The sequence below is a fragment of the Leucobacter aridicollis genome (assembly GCF_024399335.1).
GTDB classification, from domain to species: Bacteria; Actinomycetota; Actinomycetes; order Actinomycetales; family Microbacteriaceae; genus Leucobacter; species Leucobacter aridicollis_A.
Map to the genome: position 1 here is coordinate 3,466,958 of NZ_CP075339.1, position 19,007 is coordinate 3,485,964.

A 19,007-nucleotide genomic window follows, 5' to 3' on the forward strand; every position below is an offset into this window, starting at 1 on the left:
TCACCATCCATCAACTCAGAGGAGACACTCATGAAGACCTCACGTAAGGCGCTCGCGGTTCTCGCAGCAGGCGCGGGCATCGCGCTCGCGCTCACCGGCTGCAGTACCGGCGATTCCAAGGCGCCAGCCGCCGACGGCGAGCTTTCGGGCGCCAGCATCACCGTTGGCTCGAAGGAGTTCACCGAGTCACACGTGCTCGCGCAGATCACCGCGCTCGCGCTCGAGAATGCAGGCGCCAAGATCACCGACCAGACTGGCATTTCTGGCAGCGCGACGGTTCGCGAAGCGCTGGTCTCGAACGAGATCGACATCTACTGGGACTACACGGGTACCGGCTGGGTGAACGTGCTCGGCAACACGACCGAAGACCTTCCCGAAGATCTCTACGCTGCGGTAGCTGAGGCGGACGCGGCCAACGGAATCGCTTGGCTTGAGCCTGCGAATTTTGAGAACACGTACCGCGTCGCGGTGAAGAGCGACTTCGCGAAGGAACACAGCATCTCAACGATGTCAGACGTCGCAGCCTACGTGAATAAGAACCCGAAGGATGCTGCGATCTGCGCGGCAAGCGAGTTCATCAACCGCGATGACGGGCTCCCGGGCCTCCAGGACGCCTACGGGTTCAAGTTCTCGGAGATCGTCGAGCTTGACCTGAACCTCATCTACACGCAGATCGGCGACTCGTGCTCGTTCGGCGAGGTGTTCTCAACCGACGCGCGCGTGATCTCGAATGACCTCACTGTCATCGATGACGACAAGCAGTTCTTCGTGGAGTACGCCGGAGCTGTGACGCTGCGTCAGGAGACGCTCGACGAGTACCCGGCGATCGCGACAATTCTTGCCCCCATCTCGGAGGCACTCACGAACGAAGCGATCACCGAGCTCAACGGTAAGGTCGACAACGACGGTGAGGATCCCCGCGACGTCGCCGAGGAGTGGCTGACCGCCGAGGGGTTCATCTCGTAACCCAGCAGCGACACCAACACGGCGGCCGGGGAGGAACGTTCCTCCCCGGCCGCCGCGTCGTTTCTGCCGGCCTCGGCTACGCTTCGACGAAGCGCCCGACCGTGCGTTGGGCGTCGATCCCTGGGAGCGCTTGCGAGAAGATACGGTAGTAGGCGAGCTCCTCTGCGGTGCGAAGCGGCGGGTCGAGCTCGGGGGCCGCTGCACGCAGCTCGTCCGGCGTTACCTCTGTCGCCTTCGGCACCGCCGAGAAGTGGTCGCCGAGCACATCGTTCATGCCTGTGCCCTCGCCGAACTGCTCCTTGCGACGCCAGAGCACCTCGTCGGGCAGCCAGCCGTCGAACGCGCGCCGAAGCAGCCACTTCGCGGGGCGCTTCTCACTGATGAGTTTCCACTCCGGCGGCAGCGCCATCGCAAGCTCAACGACGTCGAGATCCAAAAACGGGAGCCGCGGCTCGAGGCCGTGCGCCCCGGCGACCCTATCGACCCGTTGCAGGCCACCAGCGTGCATGCCGTCGAGCGTGTCGAGTAGTTCGCCGTGGAGAGCCGCGCCGTCGGTGTGCCTGCCGAAGTGCGAGTACCCGGCGTAGAGCTCGTCTGCCCCCTCGCCCGCGAGCACGACAGTGACGTGCTCGGCGGCGAGCGCCGCTACAAGATGGTGCGGTACGGCGGAATGTACGAGCTTCGGGTCGAACGATTCGAGCTCACCGATGATTGTGGGCAACAGCTCTATCGCGTGCTCCGCGGTGTACGTGAGTTCGTGGTGGTCGGTGCCAACGTGCTGAGCGACAAGCTTCGCAGCGGCGAGGTCGCGGCTGCCGGCGAGCCCGACGGAGAAGCTCGGCAGCGTCACCCCGCGTTGTGCTGCGAGCCGCGCCGCGATCGCGGCGATGATGCTCGAATCTACGCCGCCCGAGAGGAGTATTCCGACTGGCCTGCGCGCGTCGAGCGTCTCACCGACAGCGCGAATGAGTGTCTCCCGCACAGCGTCGAACACCCACGCAGGCGGTTCTTCGTCGGCCGCTCGACTCTGTAACAGGACCGGCACGGTAGACACCGCTGCGGGGTCGGCGACGAGACCACCGCTCGGAGTCCAGGCGTGACCGGGAGGGAAGGGCTCGACGAACTCGCGCCATTCTTCATCAAATGCTTTCATCTCAGACGCGAACAGCGTCGTCGCACCCCGCCTTGCCCAGTACAGCGGCGCGATTCCGAGAACGTCACGAACGACCGCAAATTCTCCGGCCTCGCCTGCGATGGCAAGCGCGAACGTGCCCCACAGTCGGGTGAAGGCTGCGACCCCGTCTCGAGCGTAGAGCCGCAGGGCGGCCTCCAGGTCGGAACCTGTTGCAAATCCGGCGTCGCCGAGTACCTGCCGGATGCGCCGATGGTTGTAAATCACCCCGTCGCCGACAAGCCAGAGCCCCGCATCAGGGGCCGACAGCGGCGGCGGGTTCGCCCCGGGGTCCATGACCGCAAGGTGGTGTGTCCCGATCCAGGCCTCACCGACCCGCTTCACACCGCGGCCGTGCGGGCCCCTGTGCTGCATTCGGTCGAGCATTCGCTGCCCGAGGTGTTCATCAAACGGTCCGTACGCGGCAACGATGGCCGACATCACGATCACTTCCTTGGAGAGAGTTCCGACGAACCTCCAGGCTATCGGCTGCCGCTGCGGGCGCGCTCTGAACCAGCGCGCCCGCAGTGCGGCTTAGCTGTCGGTCGGCTCTGAGGCCTCGCCTGCACTGTCGGCCCGCGAGGAGGCACGCCCGCGCCTGACCAGGAGCAACGCAGCACCGAGCAGGATCACTGCCCCACCGCCGAGCAGCCAGGGCAGGGTGCTCGCGCCACCCGTCTCCTCGAGCGGCGGAACTGGCTGCTCCGGCGTCGGAGACACTGGGTTTTCGGTGCACAGCGTCGATTCAGGCTCGCAGACAGTCGGCGGAGTCACGCCAGGCTTCAGCACGAAGTTGCCGAGAACGTCATCGCCTCGGTCGGCGTCGGGAAGCACCCTCACCGTGTAGGTGACGTTGACTGTCTCGCCTGGGTGCAGTTCGCCTCCGATCAGGATCTTGTCGCCGACGAGCGTCGCCGAGAGCAGCTCGCTGTCGCTATCTGGCCCTGACACGAGGGTCGCGTCGTCGAGCACGCCACCGAGGTGATCCTCGTACGCGACCTCGCCAGGAGCGTTTCCGAGGTTCGAGAATGTCAGCGTGTAGGAGAGATCCTGGCCGGCAACGACAGTGGTTCCCGACTCGGGGTCAACGCCCTTCGTCACGACGAGGTCGGCCGCGGGATGCGTGGTGCACGAGTCGTCGCCGGGCTCACAGGTGGTCGGCGGCTCGGTGCCCTCACCGAACACGAAGTTCGCGAGTTGGTTGTTGCCTGTGCTCTCGCGCTCAGTGTCGGGCTTGACCTTCACGCGGTACGCGACGGTGCCTGTCGCACCGGCCTCGAGCGATCCTGTCACGATGATCTCGTTCTCAGTCGGACCTGAGGCTTCAAGCCCCTCGCTGGCTGCGAGCGAGCCATCAACGAAATCGGCGTCGTCGAGTACGTCACGCAGGGTGTCGCGATAGGCAACCTTCCCGGCCGCAGTTCCAATGTTTTCAAACTGCAGCGTGTAGCCAACTTCTTGCCCCTCGACGACGGGCTCGCCCGAAGCCGGGTCAGAGAGTTTCTTCGCCACGACGTTTGGCATCGGGTTGACTGTACAGTGCCAGTCGGTCGGCAGGCACTCGGTCGGCGGCTCGCCACCACTCTCAATGACATGGTTGCCGAGCTGATTTGGAGTCGTTCCTGTGGGAGCTTCGCCCTCTGGCACCCGTTCGGCGTCAGGCTTCACTTTCACCTTGTAAGTGACAGTTGTCTCAGTGTCGGGCGCAAGTGTGCCGGTGACCCGGATCTCATCGCCCGCGAGAACTGCCTTGAGCGCTGTCGTGTCGACTTCGAGCGATCCCTCGACGAAGTTCGCGTCGTCAAGCACGTCGGTCAGGGTGTCGACGAAGTCAACACGCTTCTCGGCGGGGCTCCAGTTGTGGAACCAGAGCGTGTAGGTCACGACCTGATCGGCCTCTACCGGCGTGCCGGAGGCTGGATCGGCGCTCTTGTCGACGTCGAGCTCGGGTACCACAGCGGGGTGGTCGGTGCAGCGCGGGTTCTCCGGGAGGCAGAGCGCAGGCACCTCCTCGCCAGGGGTGAGCAGGTAGTTCGTCAGTCGGGCGCCGTGGTCGATGCCGACCTTCACCCTCGCTGTGTACGTCACAGTCACGGTGTCGCCCGGCGCGATGGGGCCAGCGACGTCGATGCCGTCGCCGCTCAGCGTCGCGGTCGCACTTGATCCCTCGCCCTGCGCGACTGTCGGGCCGCGGACGATATCCGCAGCGTCCAGGACCTCTGCAAGGTTGTCGCGATATGCGAGTGCGCCAGCACCGGTACCGGTGTTCGCGAAGGTGAGGGTGTACCGGACCTCGTCGCCCTCGTGCAGCACTGTCCCTGAGGCAGGATCGGAGCCCTTCGCGGGCTCAATGGCAGGGAACACGACAGGGTGCTCTGTGCAGTTCTCTGCCTCAGGGTCACACACAGGGTCCTCGCCGGTCTCGACGACAACGTTGCCGAGGACGTCGTTGCCGCGCTGACCGTCAGCGTTGACAGTGACCTCGTAGCTGACTGTCACAGTTGCGCCGGCCGCCAGCCGACCGGTCACCCGAAGCTCATCGCCAGTGAGTGTCGGAGTCAGCGACGCGTCGGACGAGGCAGGCTGCGCGGTGATCCCAGCGTCGTCGAGCACATCACTCAGATTGTCTGTGTAGTCGACGTCGCCGGGCGCAGTGCCTGTGTTCGTAAACGTCAGCGTGTACTTCACAGCCTGGCCGGCAACAACCTCGGTTCCTGTCTCCGGGTCTGACGACTTCTTCACCGAGACGTCAGCTGACTCCGCCGGGTGTGTGGTGCAGAGATCATCACCAGGCTCACACGTCGTCGGCGGCTCAACTCCCTCCTCGAACAAGAAGTTCGCGAGCTGCTCGTTCCCACGCTCGCCATCAGCCTTCACCTTGACCGTGTAACTCACATTCGCCTTCGCGCCAGCAGCAATCGACCCCGAAATCGGGAACAACCCAGTCGCCTCATCAATCACACCAACAAGCGCGCCAGCAGGATCAACAACCGGCCCGGCCACAAGCTCAGCATCATCAAGCACGTCACTGAGATCATCGACATGGTTCACCGCTGCAGGCGCCTTCCCAGTCGAATTATCAAACGTCAACGTGTACGTCACTTCTTGACCAGCGATCACAGACTCACCAGAAGCGGGGCCCGCTGATTTCGAAACCTTCAGGTCGGGCTTCTCGACGGGGTGCGTCGTGCACGTGTCGTCGCCAGGCTCACACGTGGTCGGCGGCTCGCTACCCTCCTCGAACACGAAGTTCGCGAGCTGCTCGTTGCCGCGCTCATCCTCGGCCTTCACCTCGGCGGAATACGTCACAGTGATTGTCTCGCCCGCCGGCACAGCACCTGTCACACTCAGAGTTGCCCCTGTTCGCACAGGAACGAGCCCAGGCGCCGACGCCACCGGCTCAACCGAAATATCGGCATCGTCGATCACGTCACTGAGATCATCGACGTGGTTCACTGCCGCTGGGGCGCTGCCCGTCGAGTTGTCGAACGTGAGTGTGTACTTCACCACATCTCCCGCAATGACTGCCTGCCCTGATTCGGGGGCGGCAGCCTTCGACACGCGAAGCTCGGGCTTCTCGACAGGGTGAGTCGTACACGTGTCGTCACCAGGCTCACACGTCGTCGGCGGTTCAGCGCCCTCCTCGAACACGAAGTTCGCGAGCTGCTCGTCCCCTCGCTCGCCGTCGTTGTTCACTGTGACGCCGTAGCTCACCGTGATGCGCTCTCCCGCAGGGACTTTGCCCGCGATTGTCAGCGTCTCACCGTCACGTGCGGGCGTGAGACCTGCAGCCGATGCTGTCGGCTCGGTGGTGACTGTCGCGTCATCGAGTACGCCAGTGAGATCATCGACATGGTTGACAGTGGCGGGCGCTCCGCCGTCGGTGTTGTCGAAGGCCAGCGTGTACTTCACTTCCTGGCCAGCGACAACGGCCGAACCAGAGGTCGGATCTGCCGACTTACTCACGACGAGCTTCGGCAGCTCGACAGGGTGCGTGGTGCAGAGCTCATCTCCCGGCTCACAGACCTCGGGCGGTGTCGTGCTGCCCTCGGTAACAACGTTCACAAGCGCCGGCGTTCCTGCTTCCGGGGGCGTTATCGGGTCGTGCACGCGCACCACATACTCGACGCGGCCGCCGTTCTTCGGGTGCATCTGCCCGGTCACGCGAATGCTCTGCGTAGCGTCGTCGTATGCCGCTTCGATTGAATACTCTTCTGGCGCGGGTGGGGGCGGGCTCCCCGGGACGAACGCGCCGTAAATCTTGATGCTTGCTGGGTCGAGGTCAGCGTACTTCAGCACCTCCGTGAGGTGGTCCGTGTAGTCCACGGGCGCGATCGCGGTGCCGTTGTTCTCCAGATCAATCCGGTACGTGATCGTCTGGCCGGGCCGCACTACCTGTCCATCGCCCGGAAGCGAGCCTTTCTTCACCTCAAGGTCGGCGCCGAGTACCTCGTGCGTCGTGCAGCGTGGGTTGCTAGCGAGGCACTCGTCGGTCTCCTCATCGGGAAAGGGCTCTCCATCGTCGTCAACGTGCAGCAGGTAGTTCTCTAGGACGTCGCCAGCAGCGGCGGCGGCCTTGACCGTCACCTTGTAGGTGATGTTGACGATCTGCCCGGGTTGAAGAGCTCCAGTGATGTCGAGGCGCGCCGGGCTTCCAGTTGGGCCGTCACCGACGACTTGGATGCCGTGCGGATCTGGCCCATCGAGTGATTCAATTGAAATCGAGCCGGGCACGAAGTCGGCCTTATCAAGCACACCGCCGATGAAATCGTCGTACACAATGTTGCCCGGAACCTCGCCGATGTTCCGAAGGGTCAGGGTGTAGGTGATCTCTTCTCCGGGCAGCACTGGCGAGCCCGAGAGCGGATCCGATTCTTTGAACGCTTCGATCAGTGGGACGCCGAGCGCGTAGTCCTCGACTTCGCCCGCCGAACCAATGCCTGTTGGCACGAGCACGCCGGTGGGGTTCAGGCCGTCGACCGATGCCGCGATTCGCAGGCGGAGGTACACGACGGGCGAATAGGCGCCTTCAGCGGGCCCAAGTTCCGCGAGGTCAGGCCATTCGAGCGTCGCTGACCCTCCGGCGCACTCCGCAATGGTCGACCGTTCGGTGTCAGGGTCGAAGGCCCCGTCGCGGTTCCAGTCGAGCCAGCCAGCCACGTAGCCGTCTCCGCGGCACTCAACGATGAGGGGATCACCGTCGTTGAACAGCTGCCCCTCTTCCGCGCGCGGGAGCGCGTCGAGCGGAATTGCGTCCTCGTCACTTCCGGGGAAGGTCCCGTCATCCAGATCCCTTCCAGTCTCGTCATCGAGCAGGGCATCCCAGCTGTGAAGGTGATGGGTTTCGGCGTCGATCCGCTCGCCAAGCGTCAGCGGAGATTCCCCCGGCGCTCCAAGTTCGAAGTCGTCGGCGAACACGTCACGCGGAGCATCGCCCCTGTGAATCTCGGTGCCGGTCCACTCGGGCTGGAAGATCGCTCCTGCCGCGCCGAAGGAAGCAGGAGCATCGCCGAAGTCGACGCTCATCACCATTCCGAGCGCGACGGCGCTGTGCCCTCCGCCATTCATCGACACATGCGCGGAGGTCGCGCCCTCCATGAAGCCGACAGCCATCGGCCCAAAACCTTCGCTCGCCCACCCGATGCACTCGTAGCGGGCGGGGTCGAACCGCAGCCCGCCCTCGGCGGTGGGCGTTGCCATCGTGGTGTCTTCAGCGGGGCAGCTCGCGTTCTTCGCGCGATCGATAATTCGCCAGGTCACGTCGGTGCCGACCGGGCGCGGATCGACCTGGATCCACTCGTCCGTCGCATTGCTCGAGGATTCGGCGTCGGCAACAACAAGCCCCTGCAGCGGAATCTCTGTCGTCACTCCCGCTGAGGTGACGTATGTCGCGGAACAGTCGAAGAGGAAGTCTGCAGCAGCACCAAACTGCGTGTTGGTGATGCCATTCACCATCGTGTTCGCGGTTCCGGGGCCGCCCTGGTAGTAGAGCCGCGAGAGCCCGTCGCCAGCGAACTCGCCTGAGCGGTAGGTGCTGACCTCGCCGTGAATCCCCGAGATCGTGCACGTCGAAACGATTGTGTCGTCGCCGATCTCGCGTTCATTGGTGTACGTCTGCCCTTCGGCAATCGGCATGCCCGGTTCCCCGAACGTGAACCAGTCGATCGATGCGCGGTGGTCGCCGGTGCCACCCGATGCAAATTCAGCCTGCGCTGCCACAGGTGGTACTACGAGCGAGCCGACGACAACCACGGCGCCGACCAGGGCTGACAGCACCGGCCTCAGTCTCAACCTGCGCTTTCGGCTGGCGCGTTTGGTTCCCTCAGTCATGCGTCCCCCCAACCCCTGCGACATCCCGAATGTGCCGCGTTCGCCCGCAATGTCGGTGCGTGAACAGTTCGACCGACTCCGTGTCAATGACCGTTCACTTCTTTTACGGGCTGCCTGCAAATATACACAGCCAATCGGCTTCTGCATATGGGCAGGTCGCCGGTGCCGCCGCAGAAACTTGCGGCACAACGTTCGCAGCATCTTGCCACGACGTAGCGGATGCAATAGCGCCCAACTTCCGTATAACATTCAAGAACACGGTGCACCCGCAGTGGCTGCACAGCAACCCCGGTCGGACACAGCGATGTCGACGGCGCAGAAGGAAGCGGTGGCATGCGCGCAAAGGAACTGAGCAAGCTACTCCATCACGCGCGTCGTCACGAGAGCGTACGCCTTGTATCAAGCAAAGAGTTCGGCCGAACGACGCTCCTTGCAGAGCTCGAATCGGCGTTGAATGCGCAGGGATTCACCGTTATCAGGATCGCCGGCGAACCGACCCTTGCCACGACGCGCTACGGCGCTTTGCGGCAAGCATTGTCTTCCGGGGACCGCCTCGCGCCGCAGATCACCCCCAGCGAAGCACGCGATATCATCGCGATCGAACTCAGCCGCTCTCCCAGCCCCGTGATCCTCATCGACGATGCCGAGTGGCTCGATCTGCACTCGGCTGAGGCCATCGCCCCGCTGTTTGAGCGTGATGGCGTGTCGGGAGTGTTTGTCACCCCGCCGTTCCAGAACCTGTCCGCTGAGCAACGAGTCATTGCCCACATGCTGCGCGCTGAAGCTCGTGTAGAGCTTTCCGCGCTCAGTTTTGAGCAGGTCGGCGTGCTCTCCCAACGCTTTTTGCAGGGCAACGTCAGTCCGGAAATTGCCTCGGAGATCTTCTCGATGTCGTCGGGCATCACTGGCGTCGCAGCCGACATTCTCCGCACAACCCAGGCCGCCGGCCAGCTCATCCAGCATCCCGATCGCTGGATCTCAACAGAGCGCAGCCTGTGGAACGAAGGCCTCGAGGAGATCATCGAACGCCTCCTGGCGCCTCTCGACGACACCTCGATTCGGCTCCTGCACGCGCTGTCACTCGTCGGGGATCTCGCGGCCGACGAGTTTCAGAACTTTGATCCGGTCTCCGCTGACAGACTGTCACGCAGCGGTCTCGTAACGGTGTTTCGCGACCCGCATGGGCGCTCACGCGTCTCACCACGCCCCGCGCTCGTTGCCGACTACTTCCGGCAACGTCCCATCGACTTGCAGCACATCGCGGCACGCGAGTTGCTGAGCCGGTATGCGGCGGTACACAAGGAGCAGGTTGACTCAGGCGTCGAGCTCACGGCCCTGCGCGCGGACTTCTACTCGATGCATTCTGATACGGAAGAGACCCACAATGCAGGCTTGGCTCGCTTCTTGCGGGAGCAGACCGAGCATAGGCTGGTTGTATCTGGGCGCGAGTGGCGACGCAATCAGGATCCGGCTCGGGCCCTTGCGTACCTCGACACTCTCCTGCAGTCAGGCACCTACGTCGCGACGGCTGTCGAGGTTCTTGAACGAACCTCGCCAGATGCAGCATCGGATTCCGAGCTGCTGCAGCTCGCCTTGCATGAGCAAATACTTCGGCAACAAGACATCGCGCTGCCACTTCGACACTCGGAGGCGCTCCGGAAGCTGCACCCGAGCTTCGCGCCAGCCCTCGATGCTTACGACATGTACCTGCTGTTTGGGCGTGAAGGCCTGAGGCCCGAGGTCAAACGCTGGCTGAAGCGTTCCGACACGGATCCCGTCGGGTTCACTCGGACCATTGCCGCCTACATCCGAACGACCTCGGGCGAGGTGCTCTCTGAAGCAGAAATCGCTGAGCCGGCAGGCTCCCTGCCGATTCAGCGAGTGATCTCGGAGCAGAGCCGCCTCGTGACGCTCGCCCGCCGGGCAGTCGCGATGGACGCGGTTGAGGAGTTCCTGACGGACCCCCTGAGCCTCGGTCCTGGCGATGATCCGGTTCCGTTCCTGGTCAACTCCTACGTTCGAGCACAGCTTCTGCTCGGTATCGGTCGAGTGACTGCGGCCCGTCAGATCCTCAGTCAGGCCCTTTCGATCGGCGATCTGGATCTGCGCTACGGCGCACTGTACGCTGCAATGCTGCGGTGGTCAGCGTTTCTCCATTTCCGCGACGGACGCGCCGACATCGCAACCGCGCTGCTCAGCGAGAGTAGGGGCTACTCTGCGCTGCGGGGCCCGCTCCCTGCGATGCGGCCGGAGTTTGGTGATGCGCTCGAGGTTCTTCTCACTGGCGACCGGCAAGCTGCAGGTCGGATCTTCTATGGCGAGGCTCTTGAGTGCTACGAGCATTCTTTCTTTGACGCCGCTTGGTCCTCGGCACGCTTCGCCTTTCAACTCGCTCCCTCGGAGGAAACGCTTGAGGTTCTCGAGCGAATCAGTGCGAAGGACCCGTTTGTCTGGACAAGGCCGTTGATCAAGTTCGCGCGCGCTGCGCTGCGTCAGGATCCGAAACTGATGGTGCATCTTGGGGAGCTCGTCACCCAGTCTGAGCTCACGACGGCGGCTGATTTCCTCGAGGACGTCGAATATGCGCAGCAGGAAGCAGGTATTGTCCCCTCGGCAGACTATGCGCGTGCAGTCTCCGAAGCCCACCAGTCCTTCCAGATCTACCGGGAGCCACTGAGCCACGTCGTTGTCCGAGAACCAGTGCGATGGGTCGAGACGCTGACGCCACGCGAGCGCGAGATCGCCCCGTTGACAGCAACGCTCAGCAATCGTGAGATTGCTGAGCGGCTGACGCTGAGCGTCCGAACCGTTGAAAATCACATCGCCAGGTCCATGAAGAAGCTCGGCATCTCGTCTCGCGGCGAGCTGAGCGCGGCGGTGTCTAACGCGCCCAAGAGTGGCAGCGCAACGGGAACAGGCGACGTCGCTTAGTTTCGGCGACCCCACGGCGGGCCACGGTCTCCCGTTCCGCCAAGTGGCATCCCCAGTCGTATTCGTCCCCTAGTTCACAGGACACTCTCGAACGATACCCACACGATGTGGAGGCTTTCGCTGCTACGGTCGTAGACACCCAACAGACCTAACGTTCCGTTCTGGGGAGTGCTGACAAGTACATCCCGGATCGGAGGACGGGAGAGGCAAGATGCGAGACTCAACGCGCCCCAGGCCCGGCGGTGCGACCGGCCCTGACGAAAGCACAGAACTCGACGACCACGAGGGCGCCGATGCGTTCGAAACCCGCGATGCTGCTCAGAGTGAGCCGAGGAAGGGTTCAACTGAGCGCCAGGACGAGGAGATCATCACGCTCGATACGCCTGACTAAGGGGCGAACGCCACATCAGCAAGCGAAGGGGAAGGAAGCTGGAGATGCCACAACAGCAGACGCCACAGTTGAAGGACCCAGAACTTTACGACCGGCTACGTGCCGAGGGAAACTCTGAAGAGAAGGCCGCAAGGATCTCCAATGCCGCCGCGCGGGAGGGGCGGCAGGCGCTCGGCCGACGAGGCGGTGAGGCGAAAGACTACGAGGATCGCACCGTGCAAGAACTGCGCGAGCGTGCGAAGGAGCTCGGCCTCACTGGCTACTCGCGCAAACGCAAGGCCGAACTCATTCGAATGCTGCGCGAGCACTAACCGGAGAACACCGCCCGCCACTTCTCGGCAAGTGTGTCCACGTTCTCGTGCGCGTTGAGACCACTGGGCTGCGGCACTACCCACAGCTCGACACCGCGTGGCCAACCCTCGATGCGTGAGGAATCCTGCTTGCCGAGTACTGCCTTGGGCTGACCAAAGGCGATCCTGAACGCGGTGATTCCCGCGACGGCGACCCGCTCCGGCTGGAGCTCCGTGACAACGCCTAACAACCTGTCTGCGCCGGAGATCAGCTCGGCTCGGCTGAGCTCGTCGGCTCGCGCAGTGGCGCGGCCGACAAGATTTGTAATGCCGATACCAGCGCCAATCAGCGCCCGCTCGTCAGCCTCGCTGAGACCGCGCGAGGCATCGACGAGGGTGTCGGTGAGGCCCGCGCGATACAACGCGGGCCAGAAGCGGTTTCCCGGTCGCGCGAAGGGCGCGTTTACTGCGGCGGTCCACAGGCCCGGATTCACTCCGACGATGAGCAGTCGGAGACGCTTACCTCCGGCCTTCGGAAGCACGTCGTCGAGCGCGTTCGCGTCGAGACCCGCGAACCTGGCCAGGTCCGCTGTCGTGGGCTTGCGCCCACCCATTGGCGAGGGTCGTCGATCCATGCTCAAATCCTACGACGTGGACTTCAAGACTTCCGCCCGGGCCGCTGGGTCGCCGAGTACACGAAAGTGCCCGCCGGTTGGCAACTTGACGTTCTTCGCACCGGCGAGAAAGCTTCCCTCTGGGATGTGCGGGTCGAAGCTCGGGAAGATCGACACGATCTTGGCGTTCGCCTCAACGGCGCGGGCCAGCGAGACCATCGTCTCGCTCGTGGGGGCGAGCGCACGAAGCGATCGATTCAACAAGTACGTCGCGTAGCGAGAGCCGCCGAATGGCGTCGAGATGGTGATGACGATGCGCACCCGCGCCGCTGCGTCGCCAAAGGCGAGCAGGTGTTTCGCGATGAGGCCGCCCTTGCTATGCGCAACAAGTGCGACGTTGGTCAGGTTCTCCCGTTGGAGATATGAACCGAGCATGTTCGCCCCTTCGATGACCGGAACCCGATTTCGGCCGAGGCCGGGAACGATGTGGACTGGATGACCGTTCGCATGAAGCTCGCGGACGAGCGGAAGCATGAACTTCCAAGACTCGTAGACCCCGGGCAAGATGACCACAGGAGCTTGTTCACCGTCGAGAAATTCTTCGGGCTTGGGCCCGGGGAGTAAGGAACGAACCTGCCAAGCAGCTGCGTACCCATAGTCGAGCGCCCACCAGTACGCCTTACGCAACCGGCCAACGCCTGTCATGCAGCCCCCAAAACCCTCGGGCGGCGCACCCATTCCGTGCCCCACACTGGCTATCGTAGCTTCACTGCGGTGCGGGTGGACAAAGGTCCCTGAAATGACGAAAGCCCCGGAGCGCAATTGCTCCGGGGCTTTCCCAACAAAATGTTCGGCGGTGTCCTACTCTCCCACGAGGTCCCCCTCGCAGTACCATCGGCGCTGTCAGCCTTAGCTTCCGGGTTCGGAATGTGACCGGGCGTTTCCCTGACGCTATAACCACCGAAACTCTATTGACATGAAACCAACCCCGACCAGGCACGTAACGTGCTGGGGTTGTGGCCATACGTCAAGAACCACAAAGTAGACGCGAACATCGTTACAACACTTTACTCATGCCCCAAAACACTATTTGGGATGAAGTCAAGTCATCGGCTTATTAGTACCAGTCAGCTCCACACGTTACCGCGCTTCCACATCTGGCCTATCAACCCAGTCATCTACTGGGAGCCTCACAGGAGTAAACTCCTACGGAAATCTCATCTTGAGGCCGGCTTCCCGCTTAGATGCTTTCAGCGGTTATCCATCCCGAACGTAGCCAACCAGCCATGCCCTTGGCAGAACAACTGGCACACCAGAGGTTCGTCCAACCCGGTCCTCTCGTACTAGGGTCAGATCCTCTCAAATTTCCAACGCGCGCAGAGGATAGGGACCGAACTGTCTCACGACGTTCTAAACCCAGCTCGCGTACCGCTTTAATGGGCGAACAGCCCAACCCTTGGGACCGACTCCAGCCCCAGGATGCGACGAGCCGACATCGAGGTGCCAAACCATGCCGTCGATATGGACTCTTGGGCAAGATCAGCCTGTTATCCCCGAGGTACCTTTTATCCGTTGAGCGACAGCGCTTCCACAAGCCACTGCCGGATCACTAGTCCCGACTTTCGTCCCTGCTCGACCTGTCAGTCTCACAGTCAAGCTCCCTTGTGCACTTACACTCGCCACCTGATTGCCAACCAGGTTGAGGGAACCTTTGGGCGCCTCCGTTACTTTTTGGGAGGCAACCGCCCCAGTTAAACTACCCACCAGGCACTGTCCGAAAACCCGATCAGGGTTCGTCGTTAGATATCCAATATGACCAGAGTGGTATTTCAACAATGACTCCACGAACACTAGCGTGCCCGCTTCACAGTCTCCCACCTATCCTACACAAGCCACACCGAACACCAATACCAAGCTGTAGTAAAGGTCACGGGGTCTTTCCGTCCTTCTGCGCGTAACGAGCATCTTTACTCGTACTGCAATTTCGCCGAGTTTACGGTGGAGACAGCTGGGGAATCGTTACGCCATTCGTGCAGGTCGGAACTTACCCGACAAGGAATTTCGCTACCTTAGGATGGTTATAGTTACCACCGCCGTTTACTGGGGCTTAAATTCACAGCTTCGCAGACAAGTCTGCTAACCGCTCCTCTTAACCTTCCAGCACCGGGCAGGCGTCAGTCCGTATACGTCCACTTGCGTGTTAGCACGGACCTGTGTTTTTAGTAAACAGTCGTTCCCCACTGGTCTCTGCGGCCACCACACCCTTTCCGGAGCAAAGCCCGTATAAGTGGATGGCCCCCCTTCTCCCGAAGTTACGGGGGCATTTTGCCGAGTTCCTTCACCATAATTATCTCGAGCTCCTTAGTATTCTCTACCTGACCACCTGTGTCGGTTTGGGGTACGGGCAACTAGCAACCTCACGTCGATGCTTTTCTCGGCAGCATAGGATCAATGACTTCCCCATACGGGTCCCCATCGCATCTCACCCTTATATGCGGGACGGATTTGCCTATCCCGCAGGCTACATGCTTAGCCCGGGACAACCATCGCCCGGGATCACCTACCTTCCTGCGTCACACCTCACGCTCACCACCCCAGTTCGGGTTCGCAGCCGCCACCCCACATCACCCGAAGGATCCATGAAGCTTTGGTTTGCTTAGCACTACTAGTTAGGTCTTGAACGGTTACCAGCCGGTACGGGAATATCAACCCGTTGTCCATCGACTACGCCTGTCGGCCTCGCCTTAGGTCCCGACTTACCCAGGGAAGATTAGCTTGACCCTGGAACCCTTGGTCTTCCGGAGGACGGGTTTCTCACCCGTCTTTCGCTACTCATGCCTGCATTCTCACTCGTGTGGCATCCACGGCTGGTTCACACCGCCGCTTCACTCGCCACACGACGCTCTCCTACCCATCCATACGGCTGGACCACGAAGGCCTACCTGTTATATGAATGCCACAACTTCGGTGGCGTGCTTGAGCCCCGTTACATTGTCGGCGCGGAATCACTTGACCAGTGAGCTATTACGCACTCTTTCAAGGATGGCTGCTTCTAAGCCAACCTCCTGGTTGTCACAGCAACTCCACATCCTTTTCCACTTAGCACGCGCTTTGGGACCTTAGATGGTGATCTGGGTTGTTTCCCTCTCGACTATGAAGCTTATCCCCCACAGTCTCACTGCTGCGCTCTCACTTACCGGCATTCGGAGTTTAGCTGACGTCAGTAACCTTGTAGGGCCCATCGGCCATCCAGTAGCTCTACCTCCGGCAAGAAACACGCAACGCTGCACCTAAATGCATTTCGGAGAGAACCAGCTATCACGAAGTTTGATTGGCCTTTCACCCCTATCCACAGCTCATCCCCTCAGTTTTCAACCTAAGTGGGTTCGGCCCTCCACGCGCTCTTACACGCGCTTCAGCCTGGCCATGGATAGATCACTTCGCTTCGGGTCTAGGACATGCGACTGAATCGCCCTATTCAGACTCGCTTTCGCTACGGCTTCCCCACACGGGTTAACCTCGCCACATATCGCTAACTCGCAGGCTCATTCTTCAAAAGGCACGCTGTCACAGCAACAAGGCTGCTCCAACGGATTGTAAGCAAACGGTTTCAGGTACTATTTCACTCCCCTCCCGGGGTACTTTTCACCTTTCCCTCACGGTACTAGTCCGCTATCGGTCATCTGGGAGTATTTAGGCTTATCAGGTGGTCCTGACAGATTCACACGGGATTTCTCGGGCCCCGTGCTACTTGGGATACGCCTCGCGCAGCCAGATCATTTCGGGTACGGGACTCTCACCCACTCCGGTCCGCCGTTCCAAGCGGTTCCCCTATAACCTGAACATTCACGCTAGAAGCATGGCAGCGCTCCTTGAAACGTCCCACAACCCCGATGATGCAACCCCTGCCAGGTATCACACACCACCGGTTTAGCCTCATCCGGGTTCGCTCGCCACTACTACCGGAATCACATGTTGTTTTCTCTTCCTGTGGGTACTGAGATGTTTCACTTCCCCACGTTCCCTCTACCCGCCCTATATATTCAGGCGGGAGTCACCAGCTACGCACGCGCGCTGGCGGGGTTTCCCCATTCGGAAATCCTCGGATCACAGCCCGTTTATCGGCTCCCCGAGGCTTATCGCAGATTACTACGTCCTTCTTCGGCTCCAGATGCCAAGGCATCCACCGTTTGCTCTTCGAAACTTGAAATCACATAAGTAAATTATTTAGAAACACGTAAGATCCGAAAATCTCACGTGACCAATGAGACACACACCACAACCTCGAAAGGTCAGGTGCGTGTATCGAAGATGCTCGCGTCCACTGTGTAGTTCTCAACGTACGGTCAATCCCTGGACAACTAGACAACACGTTCTAGACACCAGGGCTGAAGAAACCAAGCACCACCAACACCCAAAAAGCATCAGCAGGTCTGGGTCTCCAGGACCCAACAGTATGCACTTAATGAAGCAATCACCAACTCACCCAAGCTTTCCTCCCACACCCGTAAAAAACGGACATGATGTACTCACACCGGCGAGCTAATCACAGCTTGCTTTATCAAATGTTCCACCCATGAGCGGTTACGCATCACACGATCGGTGATGAACGCACCATTCTGCAGCAACCATGTTGCTGAGTGCTCCTTAGAAAGGAGGTGATCCAGCCGCACCTTCCGGTACGGCTACCTTGTTACGACTTAGTCCTAATCACCAGTCCCACCTTCGACGGCTCCCTCCACAAGGGTTAGGCCACCGGCTTCGGGTGTTACCGACTTTCATGACTTGACGGGCGGTGTGTACAAGGCCCGGGAACGTATTCACCGCAGCGTTGCTGATCTGCGATTACTAGCGACTCCGACTTCATGGGGTCGAGTTGCAGACCCCAATCCGAACTGAGACCGACTTTTTGGGATTCGCTCCACCTCGCGGTATCGCAGCCCTTTGTATCGGCCATTGTAGCATGCGTGAAGCCCAAGACATAAGGGGCATGATGATTTGACGTCATCCCCACCTTCCTCCGTGTTGACCACGGCAGTATCCCATGAGTTCCCACCATAACGTGCTGGCAACATAGGACGAGGGTTGCGCTCGTTGCCGGACTTAACCGAACATCTCACGACACGAGCTGACGACAACCATGCACCACCTGTAACCGAGTGTCCAAAGAGTTCTGTATCTCTACAGCGTTCTCGGTTATGTCAAGCCTTGGTAAGGTTCTTCGCGTTGCATCGAATTAATCCGCATGCTCCGCCGCTTGTGCGGGCCCCCGTCAATTCCTTTGAGTTTTAGCCTTGCGGCCGTACTCCCCAGGCGGGGAACTTAATGCGTTAGCTACGACACAGAACCCGTGGAACAGGCCCTACATCTAGTTCCCAACGTTTACGGCATGGACTACCAGGGTATCTAATCCTGTTCGCTCCCCATGCTTTCGCTCCTCAGCGTCAGTAGCGGCCCAGAGATCTGCCTTCGCCATCGGTGTTCCTCCTGATATCTGCGCATTCCACCGCTACACCAGGAATTCCAATCTCCCCTACCGCACTCTAGCTTGCCCGTACCCACTGCAGGCCCGGGGTTGAGCCCCGGGATTTCACAGCAGACGCGACAAGCCGCCTACGAGCTCTTTACGCCCAATAATTCCGGACAACGCTTGCACCCTACGTATTACCGCGGCTGCTGGCACGTAGTTAGCCGGTGCTTTTTCTGCAGGTACCGTCACTTTCGCTTCTTCCCTACTAAAAGAGGTTTACAACCCGAAGGCCGTCATCCCTCACGCGGCGTTGCTGCATCAGGCTTGCGCCCATTGTGCAATATTCCCCACTGCTGCCTCCCGTAGGAGTCTGGGCCGTGTCTCAGTCCCAGTGTGGCCGGTCACCCTCTCAGGCCGGCTACCCGTCGTCGCCATGGTGAGCCATTACCTCACCATCTAGCTGATAGGCCGCGAGTCCATCCAGAACCGATAAATCTTTCCACCTACACACCATGCGGTGATAGGTCGTATCCAGTATTAGACACCGTTTCCAGTGCTTATCCCAGAGTTCAGGGCAGGTTACTCACGTGTTACTCACCCGTTCGCCACTCTTCCACCCAGCAAGCTGGGCTTCATCGTTCGACTTGCATGTGTTAAGCACGCCGCCAGCGTTCGTCCTGAGCCAGGATCAAACTCTCCGTAAAAAATTACATGCCCACACACACAGCGGAATAAGCCATGCAAGCGAGCGAGTTTAACCTGACAACAGAAACTCATCAATACTGACGAAATTTCTTTGTTATCCAAAAAAGGAATCTCCAACACCAAACCAGAAAGCTTGATG

8 protein-coding genes and 3 rRNA genes are annotated in these 19,007 nt (G+C 60.9%); 4 read left to right on the forward strand and 7 right to left on the reverse strand.

Features of this window, described 5'->3' with window-relative positions:
• Positions 1–30 precede the first annotated feature (30 nt).
• Positions 31–966, forward strand: a complete 936-nt coding sequence (locus KI794_RS15605; protein ID WP_119282531.1) for an ABC transporter substrate-binding protein — start codon at positions 31–33, stop codon at positions 964–966.
• A 76-nt stretch (positions 967–1,042) separates the two neighbouring features.
• On the opposite strand, the gene KI794_RS15610 is transcribed toward KI794_RS15605, so the two are convergent.
• Together KI794_RS15610 and KI794_RS15615 are read right to left on the reverse strand one after the other, a co-directional pair.
• The gene (locus KI794_RS15610; RefSeq protein ID WP_255809785.1) at positions 1,043–2,578 is read right to left on the reverse strand and encodes an asparagine synthase-related protein; all 1,536 of its coding nucleotides are present in this window, start codon (positions 2,576–2,578) and stop codon (positions 1,043–1,045) included.
• Between the two features lie 93 nt (positions 2,579–2,671).
• On the reverse strand, positions 2,672–8,413 hold the full coding sequence (locus KI794_RS15615) for a CshA/CshB family fibrillar adhesin-related protein (RefSeq protein ID WP_255808598.1): 5,742 nt from the start codon (positions 8,411–8,413) through the stop codon (positions 2,672–2,674).
• A 387-nt stretch (positions 8,414–8,800) separates the two neighbouring features.
• Here KI794_RS15615 and KI794_RS15620 point away from each other — a divergent pair, with 387 nt between their 5' ends.
• From KI794_RS15620 to KI794_RS15630, 3 genes are all read left to right on the forward strand, one after another.
• Positions 8,801–11,398 (forward strand): helix-turn-helix transcriptional regulator, encoded by a 2,598-nt coding sequence (locus KI794_RS15620; protein ID WP_255808600.1) that lies wholly within the window; start codon positions 8,801–8,803, stop codon positions 11,396–11,398.
• A 211-nt stretch (positions 11,399–11,609) separates the two neighbouring features.
• On the forward strand, positions 11,610–11,789 hold the full coding sequence (locus KI794_RS15625; protein ID WP_119282527.1) for a hypothetical protein: 180 nt from the start codon (positions 11,610–11,612) through the stop codon (positions 11,787–11,789).
• A 44-nt stretch (positions 11,790–11,833) separates the two neighbouring features.
• Positions 11,834–12,100: a DUF7218 family protein gene (locus tag KI794_RS15630; RefSeq protein WP_119282526.1), complete on the forward strand. Its 267-nt coding sequence runs from the start codon at positions 11,834–11,836 to the stop codon at positions 12,098–12,100.
• On the opposite strand, the gene KI794_RS15635 is transcribed toward KI794_RS15630, so the two are convergent.
• The 5 genes from KI794_RS15635 to KI794_RS15655 form a co-directional block, all read right to left on the reverse strand.
• Entirely contained in the window at positions 12,097–12,714 is a 618-nt protein-coding gene (locus KI794_RS15635; RefSeq protein ID WP_255808603.1) for a mismatch-specific DNA-glycosylase, read from the reverse strand. The two genes, KI794_RS15630 and KI794_RS15635, sit on opposite strands and share 4 nt — an antisense overlap.
• Before the next feature lie 9 nt (positions 12,715–12,723).
• Positions 12,724–13,398 (reverse strand): esterase/lipase family protein, encoded by a 675-nt coding sequence (locus KI794_RS15640; protein ID WP_255808604.1) that lies wholly within the window; start codon positions 13,396–13,398, stop codon positions 12,724–12,726.
• 143 nt (positions 13,399–13,541) lie between these two features.
• Positions 13,542–13,658: ribosomal RNA gene (rrf, locus tag KI794_RS15645) — 5S ribosomal RNA — on the reverse strand.
• Positions 13,659–13,790: 132 nt separating this feature from the next.
• Positions 13,791–16,903 (reverse strand): 23S ribosomal RNA (locus tag KI794_RS15650).
• Positions 16,904–17,344: 441 nt separating this feature from the next.
• A 16S ribosomal RNA gene (locus KI794_RS15655) occupies positions 17,345–18,867 on the reverse strand.
• The 16S, 23S and 5S rRNA genes sit together here, the layout of an rRNA operon.
• Positions 18,868–19,007: the final 140 nt, after the last annotated feature.